The following is a 16,208-nucleotide window of genomic DNA, read 5'->3' as shown; positions in this document are numbered from 1 at the left end:
TTTGCAATCCGAGAATAGTACCAAAGTACTGTATCATTGTACGCTGGCATGCTATACTACAAGTATATACGGACAGAAATCTGCGATCGTAGCGCAGGGGAAAGGAGCTGCCAATGTTTGATCGTGAGACATGGCGGCAGCAGATAGCGGAACGATTTAATAACTTTGCCCGTAACCCGCGGCAAGAGATTCAGATTGCTGGGGTCAGTACCGTGCTCGGTTTCCTTGCCCTGCGCACACTTGAGCCGTTTCTCATTGCATTTCATGAAGAACCGGTAGCGGCTGTCTTAACGCTAGCCGACATTTCGCGTGGACCTGGCGCTAATCATATCGTGCGACGTGCCGGTCATTGGCGTTACCAGGTATCTCATCTCATTGAACGTGAGCTACGGTCGCGCCCTGAGTTGCGCCTTACCATTGAAGAAATCTTGCTAACATTGAATGTCATTCATCTCGCTCGCCAACGGCTTAATAGTTCGCGGGATGAATGGCTGCGGTTAACACTGCTCGCTGAACTTGATACTTTTGAGAGCGGTGATTTTGAACAGTTACGTCGTCAATTGCAAGACCCCGGTTGGCAGAGCCGTTACGAAGCAATTCGTCGCCTGCGCGTGCGCGAAGGTCACTATACCGCTGCTGATCTTGTCCTGCTTCACGATGGTCTGAGTGATAGTGCCTCACACGTGCGAGCAGCCGCTGCTCGTATGCTGGGTCTGATTGCTGGTATCCCACCACAACCGTTGGTGAAGACCCTCATTCGACTGGCTATTCACGACTGCGATCTGGAGACCCGTTTTGCGGCTGCACGGACATTAGGACAACTACGTGACCGCATCGCATCTCCCCAGTTGCTTGATTATCTGGTTGAGTGTTTGGACGACTCCGATAGTTTTGTGCGCTCAGCAGCGGCGCTGGTTGTCAGTCAGTTGGGGGAGATGGCCGGTACAACCCAAATGATTGAACATCTCCTCCCGATGCTTACCGATAATGATGCTTACGCTCGTGAAGCTGCGGCGCGTGCGCTTGGCCGCCTTGGGGTCGCTGCCGCCACAACTACTGTTCTCAATGCGCTGACCCAGGCCGTTGACGATAGCGACCCCAATGTGCACGAAGCGGCCGTTGATGCGATCACCCGTCTGCGCAAGCTCCGTGCAACGTTGCCGCTTAGCCCTAGCCGGCATCCGACTGAGCCTCTAGCCGTGTAGAGATGGGCATGCAGCGGCAAATTAGTGTCTTTGCAGATTGGAACGCTATTCCTACGTTGTTGGCCTTCAGTGATGCACTGGAGGCTGACTGGCAGTTGTCACACGATTATGTATATCTCCTGCGGTTGGTCATCGAAGAGGTTGCCACCAATATTATCAAGTATGGTTATGATGACAACAACCGCGATCAGATTTATCTGTCTTGTCAGTATGACCAGGGAACTCTGACCATTACCATTCGCGATCGTGGTCGCTCGTTCGACCCCCGCGACGCACCTCCCCCTGATCTCAGCAGTGTTGTCGAGCAACGGGCCGTCGGTGGACTCGGTCTCTTTTTTGTGCGCGAATACGCTGACGCGCTCGATTATCGGCACGATCCGGTAAGCGGTTGGAACGAACTAGTGATCACGAAAACGATGACGATGCTGGATCGTTTGCGGAGCCTATCGTTGTTTCAGGTGGTGCCTGAATCAGTACTGGCCGAACTGGCCCCGCGCCTGGCAGAGTGTCGGTTGGCGGCAGGGGAAGTCCTGTTTCATCAGGGTGATCCGGGTAACGAATGTTTTGTGATCTTGAGTGGCGCCGTTGAAGTGATCACATTTGTGAACGGTACTGAACTGCGGCTGGAAGTGTTTCAGGCGGGGCAAATCATCGGCGAGATGAGCCTGATCGACCATAGCCCGCGCTCGGCAACAGTCCGTGCTATCGAACCTAGCCGTCTCGTTGGCTTAAACGAAACCGTTTTTGCCACGCTAATCAGTTCGAGTCCAGCGCTGGCGATGAATATGCTGCGGAGCATTGTCAGTCGGGTGCGCAATACCAATCTGCGCATGATCCACGATCTAGAACGCAAAAATGCCGAGTTGCTAACGGCCTATCAGCAATTACAGGCAGCGCAGGCCGAATTGATTCGCCTCAACCGTCTCGAAGAGGAGTTAGACATCGCCCGTCGTATTCAGCAATCGTTCTTGCCGCGTGTCCTTCCCCAACCGCCAGGCTGGCGAATCGCTGGCTTCAGCCGGGGGGCACAGGCGGTCGGTGGTGATTTTTTCGATACGATCACCCTTCCTGACGGTCGTGTTGGGTTGGTAGTTGCCGACGCCTGTGGCAAGGGGGTAACAGCGGCCCTGTTTGTTGCCCTCAGCCGATCATTGCTCCGCGCCGCCTCGCAGGCAGTTGGTCTGCCCCAACGTGATAGCAACGATAGCGCAGCAGCGTTGCGCCATGCAGTCAGTCTCACCAACGACTATATTTGTCGTGAGCACGGTGACGCCAACATGTTTATCACGCTCTTCTACGGCTTGCTCGATCCGAGAAGCGGTGTCGTGACCTATATCAATGCCGGTCATAATCCACCGCTACGGGTTAGCCCTAACGGCGATCTGGTCGAAGAATTGCAAGAAGGTTCCCTGCCGATAGGGATCATTGCCGCACAGACGTATGATGTGCACGAATTGCAGCTTAACCTTGGCGAAAAATTGGTTGCGTTTAGTGATGGGATTACGGAGGCAATGAATCCTGCCGGCGAGTTATTTAGTGATGAACGGTTACAAACCTATCTCCAGACTCACGCTCAGCAATCGGCCGCCGATCTGGTGACCGGGCTGGTAGCGGCGGTTGACACATTCGCTGCCGGAGCACCGCAGGCTGATGATATTACGTTGTTGATCGTCGAGCGATTAGCGAGCGATTAGGAAATACACTGGATGGCGAAGAGTATAGGGCAGGGCGATCTTCTTCATCTGCGGGAGTGTACGATGGTGATTGCCACGCTGGTCAATGAGAGTGGTAGGTATGAACCATCACCCGTCAGCGTGGTATAATGCCTGCATCCTGCAACGTGGTAAAGCGGGCGACTCTCCGCTAGAAAGAGAGATTTCGGCGTGAAAACCGATCGTGTAGATGATGTACTCATTATCAGTCTGCCAGCTCGTCTCGATGCGGCTGGTATTGCAGCAATCGAGCATGAATTAGCTGAAATGATGAACCAGCATCGCGGGAAAGTACTGGCCGATATGAGCGAAGTTAACTTTGTGGCGAGTCTGGCCTTGCGAATGTTGCTGACCAATCTGCGTGCTGTACAAGCCTACGGTGGCGATCTCCGTCTGTGTCATTTGCAACCACAAATTGCCGAAATATTTCGTAAAAGCCGGTTTGATACGCTGTTCAAGATTTATCCCGACCGCGAATCTGCGTTAGCGGCGTATCGTAGTCACTAGGCAGTTTTTTTACTCCTTCTCGCAACCACGCCTGAAATGGCTCCTCTTCTGGAATGAGGGGCATGTTCATCCTGCCAACGAACACCGCGTCATCTGTTTCTCGAAGAGAGACAGCAGCGGGTTGCATCCATCAGGCTCGCGTCGTGTTGCACCACAGAGGTCACAGAGGAAACGGAGCAGATGAGGGGTTCTAAGAGCTTGATTGAAAACCCAGATTTCTCATCGGGCACGTACTGTACCCGTGCAATCATTGTATGCGGGATTGCCAACATCCCCCCTTCCTCTCCCGCACTGCGGGAGAGGAAGGGGGCCGAGGGGAAGGTGAGGGGGTCCAGGCGTGCTCCGCAGCATCGGTGCTGAACCCGATGCCACCTGTTTCTATCGCGCCAAAGCGACGTATGCGTTCCCCACCAACGTTTCCCTATGGTCCTTATCGAAAGCCCGGATTGTTGATGAGGCGCTTCGTTACTCACCACTTCAGCCGACGACCCTGCTGAGCGCCTGACCCATGAGTTTCTGATCACGCTCTACACTGGTGAATATTGATCCCGTGCACAAACAACAGCTAGCTCCACCAGCGGTCGAGAATCTCGATCAGTAGTCGGCTATGCCGGATGAGGTCTGCGAGCGGAACATACTCATCGGGGGCAAAGAGCGCGCTTACCGTTGGCGTAAAACCAACACTTGCCGTAGGAATGGGATGCTGCCCGACCAACAAGCTAAACGGTACTGTATACGGACCGGCCGGTACCACCGATAGAGGACGTTCAAACACCGTCGCCCCGATAGTAGCAACGCGGCTCACGAAGGGGTTATCAGTCGCCGTGACCAATGGTGGGTATCCGCCGGGCAACCGTTCGAGGGCAATATCGGCAAACCCTTTATCGTGAAGGTGTTGCTGTATCAATGTCACTGTGGTGTCAGGTTGCTGATGCGGGACTAACTGGATGTCGAGCAATGCACTGGCTTGTGCCGGTATTGCTGGTGTATCACCGGCAGGTTCAACGGTTAATCTGCTCACATTACAGGTGGGAAGAGTGACTTCTGAACGACTCAGTGCCGCACCGTCGATACCAAAGAGAAATTGGTCGATCTGCCAGGCCTGACGACGAGTAGCAGCGGCCAGTTGCAACTGACGAATGACCGCATTATCGGTGCGCGATGGGCCTTCGACAGCATCGTAAAAACCTTCGATGCGCACATCTTCGTCGTCACCTTTCAGCGAAGCCACAGCCCAGATCAGACGCCAGAGAGGATTAGCGACACTGGCTGCAAAGCCAGGTGGTAAGGGATAAGCCGGGCCGTGAGCGGTTAGACGCAGGCGAATCCATCCCTTACTGCCACTGGTACAGATAGGTGTGCCGGTAACATCCCGATCACCAATACTGGCCAGGATCGCATCACATTGCAAGAGATCATCGTGCGCTCGTAATGCTTCAGCTAAACCGGCGCTACCGATCAGGGCAGCCCCTTCGATGACCAGGGTGACACCACACGGCAGTTCACCTTCACGTTGCAAAATGGTTTGCAATGCAGCAAGATGAGCAGCCAGCGCACCTTTACCGCCGGCCACACCTCGTCCGAACAGCTTATCATCACGCTCGGCAAGATCAAAGGGTTCGTGCGACCAGTGACGCCACGGGCCGGTCGGCGGTGTATCGTAATGGTGATATAGCAAGATCGTCTGTGAACGCCGGCCCGCACGACGGGCAATGACCACTGGCGCCATACCGGTGGTTGCGATGCGCACATGCATCCCAAGCTGTCGGACGAAGAGTGCGATGAATTCAGCAGTATCGTGCAACTCTTCGATCTGACCACTGGTCGATGGTCGCCGGCAGAGGTGCCGTAATATTTGCACAAGCTGTTCAGTTGACGGCGGTGCGTGTACAGTCACCCAAGCACCCTTTCTCAGGATCAATATCGTGTTTGGTGAACGAATTATAACACGGTGTTTACTGCCTACTGCATCATGACCATGGTAGAATAAAGTGCGAAATGTCACATTATTCTTGCAATCTGCGACTGTCAGGTCGCAGCGGGAGGAAGTTACATGGAACCCCGGCACCGCACCTTTGTTACCTTTGCCTGGCTGAATGTCGGGTACAACCTGTTGGTTATCATGTGGGGCGCATTTGTCCGTGCCACCGGTTCCGGCGCCGGTTGTGGTGATCACTGGCCGTTGTGTGACGGACAGGTTATCCCTCGTGCGCCTGATGTAGCGCAGCTTATTGAGTTTTCGCATCGCGTCACCAGTGGCATTGCACTGCTCTTAACGATTGTTCTGTTGGTTTGGGCCTTACGATTGTTTGCTGCCGGTCATCCGGCCCGTCGGGCTGCGATTGCCGCGATGGTGCTCATGATTGTTGAGTCGCTGATCGGTGCCGCCTTAGTCCTTTTCCAACTGGTTGCGCACGATGCGTCATTAACCCGAGCCTTATCGTTGGGTCTCCATCTGATCAATACATTCCTGCTTATCGGTGCAATGGCGCTTACCGCCTGGTATGCCGGTGGCAAACCGGCGCCCGATCTGCGGGGCAAAGGTGGATTGTTGGCCCTGCTCATTGCTGCATTGGTTGGCACGGCGTTGGTTGGTTCGAGCGGTGCAGTAACCGCGCTAGGTGATACACTTTTGCAATTGGGGGTCTTACCCGGCGGGGTCTCGCAGCCGATCAATCGCGATAGCCATCCGCTGGTACTGATGCGCATTATCCATCCGGTGCTGGGCACGCTGGTCGGATTAGCAATGATTTCATTGGCGCAACGAGCTATACGTTACGATCCCTCACCGACAACCCGTCGCCTGGCATGGGCTACGGCGACAATCTTTGTCGGCCAAATCTTTTTGGGTGCGTTGAATGTAATGCTTAAGGCACCGGTTTGGATGCAACTGATTCACCTGCTCTTCGCCGATCTGGCATGGCTAGCCCTGGTCTTGTTGAGTGCAACGCTGTTAGCCCGACCGAGTGATGTGCGGATCGCGCAGGCGACATCAGCTTCTGCTCCAGCTCGTTCGGTATAGCAACTTTGTTTCGCGAATGATCTGTCGTGCATTGTGAGCGATAAGGCTGTAAAGCACGCTCCTCTCTCCTCGCACTTCTCGGCCCCTTCCTCTGCACTCAGCGAGAGGAAGGGCCGCCTGAGCCAGATAAACCCATTCCGCTCATGTTCGACCACTACTGTCAGGAAAAAAGAACGTTGCGTTACTTGAACCGGTACTATGACGACTTCCATAATGAGTGGACTATAGTCATATTGTGATACAGCCAGAATTGTAGTATAACCAATTTTAAAGGGTATCCTATTTTGTTGTGTTCTTGCCCAGGAGGCCCACGAATGGCATTACATGGATCATTGCAGCAAGTGCCGTTACGCGAATTGATTGATCTGGCCGTGTACAGTGCTCTATCTGGCTCGCTTGATATTGATGGTGAACGGTCGGGACGGATTTATTTTTCCAATGGGCAGATATATCACGTTGAATGTGACGGACAAATCGGGATCGAGGCGCTGGGAATGCTGCTCAATGTCCAGCAGGGAATGTTTAATGTTACCAGTGGTGCGTACAGCGAACAGCAATCGGTATGGGGCGATGCAGAGACATTGTTGCGTAACGCTGAGCACACAGCCCTGCGCTGGCGGCGCTTATGGCATCAGGTGCCTTCCCTGGAACTGGTTCCGGTGTTGACTGTACCTCGCGAGGTAGCATTGCAGAAGACGAACGTGGCGTTGCATCTCTTACTTGAGGTGATAGATGGACGCAAGCGGCTGAGCGATATTGCCCGTGAACTGCGGTGGGCAGCGATAGATGTGGTTGAAGGTATTGCACAGTTGGTTGCGCAACAGGTTGTTCGTCTTGAATCGGTCGCAACAGAACGAGGAGAGCATAAGCCAGCATTGCAACCGAAGCAACAATCGGCGGTCGTACCATCGCTCGACCGGCTGCTGTCAATCCTGCGTTCGTGATACGGGTTGTATGAGGGTGTAAGGAGAGGGGAAGGGCTTCAGCCCTTCCTCTCTTTTTGATGTCACTGGTAGGGATGGCCAAGCCTGGTATTTTCATCTTTCGCCCCTCACCTTCCCCTCGCCTCCTTCCTTTCTCGTCAGGGGCGAGGAAGGGGGGTGGCAAGAAGCCTTTATGGCACTAAAAGATGAAACTGCTAAAAATGTCAATCCGGTCTTCATCCTTATATCCTTCCCTGCCATCTGCTATACTACCCGTATATCTATCACACTATTGATGTACCACACGGAGGCAGATATGCAGATAACCCTCCCAAGCGGTGTACGTCTACGCTACGATGATGAAGGAACCGGGCGTCCGGTCGTCTTGCTGCATGCATTCCCATTGAGTGCAGCGTTATGGCGTGTTCAGTTAATGAGTTTGCGCGATCGAATGCGAATGATTGCTCCTGATCTCCGCGGTTTTGGTGGCTCAGGAGAAAATCCGCTCGTTCAGTCGCTCGATGACTACGCATCTGACGTGCTAGAGCTGCTCGATGCGTTGGGGCTTGAACGGGTTGTGCTGGCCGGATTATCGATGGGCGGGTACATTGCCTTTGCCCTGTTGCGACGAGCACCAGAACGGATCAGTGGTCTGGTACTGGCTGATACGCGCGCCACTGCCGATAGTGATGAGGTTCGTGCGACGCGGGCAGCCAATGCCGAGCTTGTGTTACGCGAAGGGAGTGCGGCGCTCGCCAGCAGGGTATTGCCCAATCTGGTTGCGCCACAAGCGAGTGAAGCACTCCGGGCTGAGCTATTACAGATTGCGGCCGCCAATCCGCCGGAAGGAATTGCGGCTGCGCTTCACGCGATGGCCGCACGCCCAGACTCGACCTCATTACTTGCCAATATTCGTGTGCCAACAACCGTGGTGGTTGGCGCCGAAGACGCGCTGACGCCGCCTGCCGAAGCGCGCACGATGCATGAAGCCATTCCAGAGAGCCGCTTCGTTGTAATCCCTGGGGCGGGTCACCTCAGTGCTATTGAACGACCGGCTGAATTTAATCTGGCGCTGGTCGAGCTGGTAATGAAGGTTGATGCGCTACAGCAACAGTAGGATTGTTTGGCAGCTCGCTAGCGCGATGCGCCTGGTACTCCAGCCTTTTTGTCAGCCCCTGCCTCTCGCAAGCGGTGTGAGGCAGGGGGTAGAGACTAATTACGCAACATCACCTACCGCTCATCATAGAGGGTTTACCTCGTCTACCGCGCATGTCTATTAGCTTTTTGTTCACGCACCGGTGTCATCGAGTGCGGCTAACAGCAGATCGCCTTCAGCGGGTGAGATGCGGCCTTCGGCGACCATTTGTAAAATTGAAGCACGCTGCTGTTCACGTTCAGCATCGTTGAGCGGTGTTTGAGAGGACGGGTTGCGAAGCTGAATGGTTGGGCCGGTCGCCGGTGGTGGTGGGGTAGGTGGTTGGGGCGGCTGTGGCGCTGTTGGTGGTTGAGGTGGCTGAATCCGGCTCAGTGCCCGCTCGACCGCTTCGAGAGCGCTACTCAAACCGGTAGCTGCGGCCTGACGCGCTTGATCTTTGATCCGCTCGATACGTTCGGGATCGAGTCGCCATTCACGCTGATTAATCCGCACCCGTACCTGTTCAGAACCGGATGTATCGCGCCAGCGCTGAGCCTGGGCGGAGAAGCGTTCGGCAACATCACGAGCACGTTTGGCAGCATCGGGATCACTACCGGATAGTGCACGGCGGAGTTCAGATGCTAACTCTCGGCCCAGTTCGCTGAGTTCGCGACCCAACTCACGGCCCAGTTCGCTTAATTCTTTGCCTAACTGCGCGCTGATACTGCTGAACGAACCGGGATGATCGGTACCTTTTATCATCAGATCACCACCAACATGCAGATGGATGCTGGCTGTACCGTTCCCATAACGTAGTTCGACCGTTTGGCCGGACAATGATGGGTGTCCTTCGATACCTCTGATTTCACCACCGACAACAGCCGTCACTGTAACATCAGGCGACTCGGGAAGAACAATGGTTGCATCGCCGGCAACGCGGGCTTGCAGCGTTGTGTGAGCGGTGATCGCGGCCCGTAACCAGAGGTCACCACCGATGGTGTTAAGCGTAACGGTACCGGTCGCCTGTTCAATCGTACAATCACCGCCAACCGTACCGATTGTCAACTCCCTCGTGATGTTCCCGATCTCCAGATCACCACCGATGGTCGTTATACGACCGGTAGCAAGGGTGCCTGTCTCAACATCGCCAGCGACCGTCTCGACAGTAAGCTGATCGATCTGGGCTTCTGTCGTATCAATATCGCCACTCACTACGAGGCACTGGACACTGCTGGCCTGCCCGCGGATCGTTAGATCACCGTTTACCCGGTCGAGGGTTACACTGGCGGTACCGGTGGTTACCAGTGCCACATCACCGTTTACACTCCTGATCTGCACCTGCTCACTTAAACCGCTGAGTTCGAGATCACCGGCAACCTGATCGAGCGACAGACTCAGCACACCACGACCGGTCAGATCACCGTTCACGCCTGTCAGACGGACAACCGGTACGTCGGTTAATGTGACATCACTTTGAATGTCGCTCGTGACAATCAGTTCAGCGACGGCGGAAGCTGTCAGATCACCATTGACAACGCCGATGGTTACCTGTTCGGTAATCTGGCGTAACGTGAGATCACCACTGATATGGTCAATACTCACGCGGCGCAGATGTGTCACGTGCGCGTCGCCATGGATCGTCGCAATGTGAACTTCGGCGCTCTGCGGCAATTTGAGCACGAGATCGCTCTGGCATGGACTCAACGCCAGACCGCTTTCCTGAGCTTGTATTGTTACCTGTTCATCGTCACATTGCCATTCGAGCAGTGGTTCCGCCCAACCGCGAATCGTCAGATCGCCGTGAACTGCCTGAATGACCAGGGTGACCGGCACATCGACGGGAATTTGCTTTTTCATACAAGACTCCTTATGATCCTGAAGTATAGGCAGAGCGTTCATTCGACAATAATTTCGATCCGTTCGCCCTCTTCCAAGTCTTGCCATTCGAGCAGCAGGCCTGTTGTTCCACGTTCAACGCTGCGGATCAGGTCTTCGAGGGCACTACCTTGCAATTGGGGCGCCAGACGTGCACCGAGACGCAGTCCAACATTGATCAGGCTCACCGGAATAGCGACTGATGCTTTCAGCCGTTGTGATGACAAGTCGGTAACGCGAATCCGTACCAGTCGCGCCTGTAACCGTTCGAGTGGTCGCGGATCAGCGCTGAGAGCGTCGAGCAGGCGAGCAGCTTCGGCAGCCGAAAGTTGTCCCTGCTCAACCATCTGTAAAATTCGATGACGTTCTTCATTTACGCTGTTCATGTTCCGTTCCTTTTAGCAAGCGCAGGGCCTCCTCAACCGAAATTTCACGGGCGGCCAGGCGGTCAAGAATTTGGCGTCGATTAAGCCGTGGTTCCTGTTCGGGAGCACCACCCAAGAGTGCGACAATTTCATCGAGACGAGCACGGGCAGTGTTGTAGGCGATGTCGAGTTCGGCAGCGAGCCGTTGAATATTGCCGCGATTCTTGACGAGTAGCTCGACGAAGGTTAGTTGTTCGGGGGTAAGCCGACCGATCCAGCCGAGGCTAAAGCGTCCTTCAATCACGATTCCGCTGTCAGGTGATTCGAGACGGGTGACGATTAATTCGCCACCAGTGATAGGGTCGCGGGTAAGTAAGGGATACACGGGAACCTCCTTTAACGGGCATACGTCAGGCGACGAGAACGACGGTCAGCGGCGTAGCGGAGCAGGCTGGCGCCCAGCCGCACCAAGAGTAAGCCTGTCCAGCGGGCAAGGCGACGCCTGAAGCGTGAAGGTGGAAGGTGATGTCGATGCGCAAGCTGCGCATAGCGCTCGTTTAGCTCACGAGCATGAAGCTTCTCGTGGTGGTACAATTCTCGCAGCATGTCTCCCTCCTTTTTACCAATGAGATGTCAATATTTACCAATTCTTGCAAAATATTACCATGTCCAATAGAGAAAGTCAATATAAAAATTGGCTATTCTTATCAATACTTTGAAAAATGACTATGGAAGGGTTAGCAGGCAAACGGTTGTCGCGGTTGCCTCCAATTCCAATGAGCTGATACGACGGGAAAGTGAGAGCAGCTATGGTCAGAGTTGCGAGTGATCGGGCGAAACACAGTATTCCTCTTCTAAGGTGCATGATCAAAAACCTAGGCTTGCAATGGAACAGGGTTGCAACGGTTTCAGCGTCTGTGCTGCGGAGCACGCCTTCACCTTCCCCCTGGCCCCCTGCCTCTCCCCATGGGGGAGAGGTAGGGAGAATATGGGGTAGCTGGAGCGAAAACACGTTGGCAATCTGAGTTCGATCCGGTACTCTCCAAACGGCGGGGAATGTAGAATGGATGGAGCGAAAGCATGTTGGCAACCCCTCACACAATGGTTGCACGGGTCCGGTACGTGCCCAATGAGAAGTTTTTGATCAGGCTGTGAGGAGGGGAAAGGGAGCGATGGCGGGTATGATGAGCGAGCAGCGCCGTTCCCCTGATAAAGCGGGTAAACTTATATCCAGGAAGATCAACACATTGGAGCAGTGCACTTATGTCTCACGCGATAGCACCGTTAGCGACCTCATCACGACTGCGCAAACAACTGGCAGCATCCGCCAGCAATCTCGTTCTGGTCTTAATTTGTCTGCTTGGCGCGATTGCTTTTCTCTATCCCTTTTTCCTGGGACGGGCTGAAACAGGCTTTACGGCAGCGCATGCCACTACTGCTCCCATCTTCTTTGCCCTCCTTGGTCCGGCATTGCTGATCGTTTTGATTGCCGAACTCAGCGCTGGCCGGCTCAACACGCGCATGGTTGCCGTGCTTGGAGTGCTCACCGGGGTTGTCGCCATCTTACGGCTACCGGCCGGGCCGGGCGACTCACCGACCTTCTTTTTTCTCATCATTCTGGTTGGTTACACCTATGGAGCGCGTTTTGGTTTTCTACTTGGCGCGTTAGCCTTGCTCGTTTCGGCACTGTTGACCGGTGGTGTCGGTCCCTGGCTCCCATTTCAAATGTTTGTCAGTGGCTGGATGGGAATGAGCGCCGGTCTTCTCGGTCGATTGGGAAAGTATCTACGTGCAGGGGGATGGGTTGAAATTGGCTTCCTCAGTGCTTTTGGTTACGGTTGGGGATTCCTCTTCGGTGGTTTGATGAATCTCTGGTTCTGGCCATTTGCGCCGCCCGGTGAGTTGGGTTGGATACCCGGCAGCGGTCTGCGCGAGACAATTCAGCAGTATATGACCTTCTACCTCGTGACGTCGCTGGCATGGGATGCGGTACGGGCCATCGGCAATGCAATCTTGATCGCACTCTTAGGGCGTACTGTGCTCAAAGAATTGCGTCGCTTTCGTGACCGCTTTTGGTTCACGGTCGAGGATGCACCTCCATCCTAGCCGTGCCCTGCTAGGGGGATGTTTCTCTGCCGCTTCTACGCACACTGCTGCGCTTGTTTCGCTTTTCTTTTCACACTCTTCTCATCGCTGCTGGGGAGGCTGAGAACATCAAAACACCATCCACGGCTGAGCACCTGGTTCATTTGCTGAAGGATAGCGGTAAGGAGCACCATACACGGTTTGTACAGATGGGGATGACGGGATAAAAACCCCCGCCTCTGCATCACAGAGGCGGGGTGCAAGGAGGAGAGGGATATTTTGTCTACTACTTAGCCAGCGCGCCACTCACGCTACCGCCTGCCGGTGTGCCAACCAGATCGGGATAGGCCTGCACGCCGTGCTCACCAATATCGAGGCCAGCCTCTTCCTCTTCCTTACTCACGCGCAGACCAATGGTGGCCTTGATTGCGAAGAACATCAGCGCTGTAGTTGCTACCGTCCACAGACCGATTGCCACCACACCGACAATCTGCGAGATGAGCAGTGTTAAACCGCCGCCGTAGAACAACCCCGTCGTACCAGTATTCCCAGGGATCGAGGCAAACAGACCAACCGCTAGCGTACCCCAGATACCGTTGAACAGGTGAACTGGCACTGCACCAACCGGATCATCAATCTTAAGCTTTTCGAGGAGTTCAGCCGAGAAGACGACGATTGGTCCGGCGATGAAGCCAATGATAATTGACGACAGCGGATCAACGTAAGCACAGCCAGCCGTAATCGCAACCAGACCGCCAAGGACACCGTTGAGGGTCTGTCCCAAGTCGGGCTTCCCGTAGCGCAGCCAGGCGGTGAAGAGAGCGCCCAGCGCACCGGCTGCCGCTGCCAGGTTAGTTGTCACAGCAACCATAGCAACTGCATCGGCATCGCTCTGCGAAGCAATTGCCAACTGTGAACCAGGGTTGAAACCAAACCAGCCGAGCCAGAGGATGAATGTACCAAGTGCGGCCAGCGACATACTGTGACCTGGAATTGATCGCGGCTTACCATCCGATCCAAAGCGACCAAGGCGCGGACCCAGTATCATCGCACCAACCAACGCGGCCCAGCCACCCACACTGTGTACGACTGTGCTACCGGCAAAATCGGTGAATCCCCAGTTGCCTTCAGTACTACCGCTGTACGTATTTAGCCAGCCAGAGCCGCTCCAGACCCAATGCACAACTACTGGATAGATGAAGAGGGAGATGATGAAGCTATAGACTAGATATGCGGTAAACTTTGTGCGCTCGGCCATTGCACCGGCAACAATTGTCGCAGCAGTGCCAGCAAACACGACCTGGAAGAGCCAGCTTGCCAACACTGGTACCTCTCCCTCGGCAGTTACTGCCGAAAGGAAAAATTGGTCGGTGCCGATAAATCCTCCTGCCGAAGTGCCGTAAGCAATGCCCCAACCTACCGCCCAGAAGGCGATCGAACACATCACGAAGTCCATCAAATTCTTAAACAGGATGTTCGTGGTGTTTTTCGAGCGGGTCATCCCAGCCGTGAGCATTGCAAAACCGGCCTGCATAAAGAAGACCAGGAAAGCAGATAAAAGTAGGAAGAACGTGTTCATTGCTACCGCCAGCTCGGTAGTGGTAGGTCCATCCTGAGCAAAAGCGCGTCCACTTCCTACTAGCCAGAGACCAAGGCCAAAGCCGAGACCGAGACCGATCTTTGTGCGCCATGCAAGCTTCATGAGAACTACTCCTTATCCCCTGTACTAAAAAAGGTCCTGCATGTGATGAATGTTTGGTCTTCCCAAAGAGACCGGCATTCATTTAGATATTTTGCACAAACCATCTGCCTCTGCCTCGTCGCAGGCCGAATGGGCACCATCGCGTTTGCAAGAGTCTGATAACCCTTGCTATGAACTTGTAAAAGGAATACTAGACGAATAATGGTGTTACTCAAAAGCGATCTGCTCTTTACGTCTGCGGTTCAAACTGCAACAGCGCAGAAGATGTCCGCGTAACGCACGCTCACCCCCTTACTGCCAATGCGTCGTGGCAATCACCAATTTGTGCTTTTGTAGACGCTGGTATGATAACAGGCTTTAATGGTGCTGCCAATGGATAGGAGTACTAATATCTGTGCAGCGAAGGTTGGATGTTTTGTCTAAATCGGAATGACTGTACTGGTGTAATAGCGGTATCATCACCGGATAACGTCAGTCCACGATGATGGATGCATAACGATGGGGCGCGACATTGCCGCGCCCGCTTGTTTCTCATCATGGGGGATACATCGTGTATCGCAGAGGGCGGGAAGGGAACCTGCCCTGCTTTCTTCCTGCCCGTGCCGGTTACCGTCGCGCAAGAGCCAGATGAGCTTCGTGGAGCAGCCGTTCGGTTGTATCCCAACCAACACAGCCATCGGTAAGTGACACACCGTAACGCAGAGCGCTGCGGTCGGCGACCAGTGGTTGTTTGCCCTCGAAGAGATTACTTTCAAGCATCATCCCGATAATCGGCAGCGACTCCTCGACCATGTAGCCGAGGACTGTCTGCCAAACAGCTTCCTGACGACGGAAATCACTGCCAGAGTTGGCATGGCTACAGTCGATCATCACTGCTGGCGTGCGTTCGGCCTCGCGCATGAGACGAGTTGCCTGCACAATGTATTCCAGGTGATAGTTGGGACCATAGCGACCACCGCGCAGGATCACAAAGCTGTCGGGATTGCCGGTCGTGCGTACCACCGCACTGCGTCCGTCTTCATCGATCCCTAGAAAGCTGTGTGGAACCGCTGCTGAAACGCATGCGTTCACCGCCACCTGAATACCGCCATCGGTGCCATTCTTGAACCCAACCGGCATCGAGACACCACTGGCCAGTGCGCGATGCGTTTGAGCTTCACTGGTACGGGCGCCAATGGTTGCCAGACTGATCTGGTCGTCAAGATATTGTGGGCTGATCGGGTCGAGCATTTCGGTTGCCACCGGCACACCTAGCTCGTTAATGGCGAGTAATAGTTGGCGCGCAATCCGTAGACCCGCAGCCATGTCAAATGATCCATCGAGGTGCGGGTCGTTAATCAGACCACGCCAACCTACGGTGGTGCGCGGTTTTTCGAGGTAAGTGCGCATCACGATCAGGAGCTGATCGCCTAGTGGTTCCTGCAATGCCTGTAAGCGGCGGGCATATTCAAGAGCAGCTTCGGGATCGTGGATCGAGCACGGACCAACAACCATGATGCGGCGATGGTCTTCACCGCGCAAGATGCGTCGGATCGCCGCTCGTGTTTCGGCGACCGTCTGGGCTGCGGTCGGCGTGATGGGTAGCTCGTTCTTCAGCGTTCGCGGTGGCATGAGTGGCGTAAGTTCGCGAACGTGTAGGTTTGCTAATGGAGTCTGGCTCATACGACTAACGGTTTC

The 16,208-nt window shown here is 54.5% G+C and carries 14 protein-coding genes; 7 read left to right on the top strand and 7 right to left on the bottom strand.

What is annotated here, in order from left to right:
* Positions 1 to 113: 113 nt before the first annotated feature.
* The 3 genes from QTO31_RS16620 to QTO31_RS16610 all read left to right on the top strand — a co-directional run bounded on the left by QTO31_RS16620 (position 114) and on the right by QTO31_RS16610 (position 3,424).
* The gene (locus QTO31_RS16620; RefSeq protein ID WP_031459444.1) at positions 114 to 1,205 is read left to right on the top strand and encodes a HEAT repeat domain-containing protein; all 1,092 of its coding nucleotides are present in this window, start codon (positions 114 to 116) and stop codon (positions 1,203 to 1,205) included.
* 8 nt (positions 1,206 to 1,213) lie between these two features.
* On the top strand, positions 1,214 to 2,899 hold the full coding sequence (locus QTO31_RS16615; RefSeq protein ID WP_301430197.1) for a SpoIIE family protein phosphatase: 1,686 nt from the start codon (positions 1,214 to 1,216) through the stop codon (positions 2,897 to 2,899).
* 189 nt (positions 2,900 to 3,088) lie between these two features.
* Positions 3,089 to 3,424, top strand: coding sequence for an STAS domain-containing protein (locus QTO31_RS16610; RefSeq protein WP_031459442.1), 336 nt, complete (start codon positions 3,089 to 3,091; stop codon positions 3,422 to 3,424).
* 565 nt (positions 3,425 to 3,989) lie between these two features.
* On the opposite strand, the gene QTO31_RS16605 is transcribed toward QTO31_RS16610, so the two are convergent.
* Positions 3,990 to 5,321 (bottom strand): M20/M25/M40 family metallo-hydrolase, encoded by a 1,332-nt coding sequence (locus QTO31_RS16605; protein ID WP_301430196.1) that lies wholly within the window; start codon positions 5,319 to 5,321, stop codon positions 3,990 to 3,992.
* 156 nt (positions 5,322 to 5,477) lie between these two features.
* Here QTO31_RS16605 and QTO31_RS16600 point away from each other — a divergent pair, with 156 nt between their 5' ends.
* The 3 genes from QTO31_RS16600 (at position 5,478) to QTO31_RS16590 (ending at position 8,486) form a co-directional block, all read left to right on the top strand.
* Entirely contained in the window at positions 5,478 to 6,446 is a 969-nt protein-coding gene (locus QTO31_RS16600) for a COX15/CtaA family protein (RefSeq protein ID WP_301430195.1), read from the top strand.
* Between the two features lie 314 nt (positions 6,447 to 6,760).
* Positions 6,761 to 7,390, top strand: a complete 630-nt coding sequence (locus QTO31_RS16595) for a DUF4388 domain-containing protein (RefSeq protein WP_301430193.1) — start codon at positions 6,761 to 6,763, stop codon at positions 7,388 to 7,390.
* Between the two features lie 295 nt (positions 7,391 to 7,685).
* Positions 7,686 to 8,486 carry an alpha/beta fold hydrolase gene (locus QTO31_RS16590; protein ID WP_031459438.1) on the top strand — a complete coding sequence of 267 codons (801 nt, stop codon included), beginning with the start codon at positions 7,686 to 7,688 and terminating at the stop codon, positions 8,484 to 8,486.
* Between the two features lie 171 nt (positions 8,487 to 8,657).
* Here QTO31_RS16590 and QTO31_RS16585 read toward each other — a convergent pair whose 3' ends face one another.
* From QTO31_RS16585 to QTO31_RS16570, 4 genes are read right to left on the bottom strand one after another with little or no spacing between them, the layout of a single operon-like run.
* Entirely contained in the window at positions 8,658 to 10,361 is a 1,704-nt protein-coding gene (locus QTO31_RS16585) for a DUF4097 family beta strand repeat-containing protein (RefSeq protein WP_301430192.1), read from the bottom strand.
* A gap of 38 nt (positions 10,362 to 10,399) precedes the next feature.
* On the bottom strand, positions 10,400 to 10,765 hold the full coding sequence (locus tag QTO31_RS16580; protein WP_301430190.1) for an SHOCT-like domain-containing protein: 366 nt from the start codon (positions 10,763 to 10,765) through the stop codon (positions 10,400 to 10,402).
* Positions 10,749 to 11,129 carry a DUF2089 domain-containing protein gene (locus tag QTO31_RS16575; RefSeq protein WP_301430188.1) on the bottom strand — a complete coding sequence of 127 codons (381 nt, stop codon included), beginning with the start codon at positions 11,127 to 11,129 and terminating at the stop codon, positions 10,749 to 10,751. Before QTO31_RS16575 ends, QTO31_RS16580 begins: the two co-directional genes overlap by 17 nt.
* A gap of 11 nt (positions 11,130 to 11,140) precedes the next feature.
* Positions 11,141 to 11,350, bottom strand: a complete 210-nt coding sequence (locus QTO31_RS16570) for a hypothetical protein (protein ID WP_301430187.1) — start codon at positions 11,348 to 11,350, stop codon at positions 11,141 to 11,143.
* A gap of 657 nt (positions 11,351 to 12,007) precedes the next feature.
* Here QTO31_RS16570 and QTO31_RS16565 point away from each other — a divergent pair.
* Complete coding sequence (locus QTO31_RS16565) at positions 12,008 to 12,850, top strand: ECF transporter S component (RefSeq protein WP_301430186.1); 843 nt, start codon at positions 12,008 to 12,010, stop codon at positions 12,848 to 12,850.
* A 265-nt stretch (positions 12,851 to 13,115) separates the two neighbouring features.
* Here QTO31_RS16565 and QTO31_RS16560 read toward each other — a convergent pair whose 3' ends face one another.
* Both QTO31_RS16560 and QTO31_RS16555 read right to left on the bottom strand, forming a co-directional pair.
* Positions 13,116 to 14,531, bottom strand: coding sequence for an ammonium transporter (locus QTO31_RS16560; RefSeq protein ID WP_301430184.1), 1,416 nt, complete (start codon positions 14,529 to 14,531; stop codon positions 13,116 to 13,118).
* Between the two features lie 606 nt (positions 14,532 to 15,137).
* Positions 15,138 to 16,193: a 3-deoxy-7-phosphoheptulonate synthase gene (locus QTO31_RS16555; RefSeq protein WP_301430183.1), complete on the bottom strand. Its 1,056-nt coding sequence runs from the start codon at positions 16,191 to 16,193 to the stop codon at positions 15,138 to 15,140.
* Between the last annotated feature and the right edge of the window lie 15 nt (positions 16,194 to 16,208).

This window comes from Chloroflexus sp. MS-CIW-1 (genome assembly GCF_030444705.1).
In the GTDB taxonomy this organism is placed as follows: domain Bacteria; phylum Chloroflexota; class Chloroflexia; order Chloroflexales; family Chloroflexaceae; genus Chloroflexus.
Note: the sequence above shows the minus strand (reverse complement) of the source record. Positions and strands in the feature narration are given on the sequence as shown.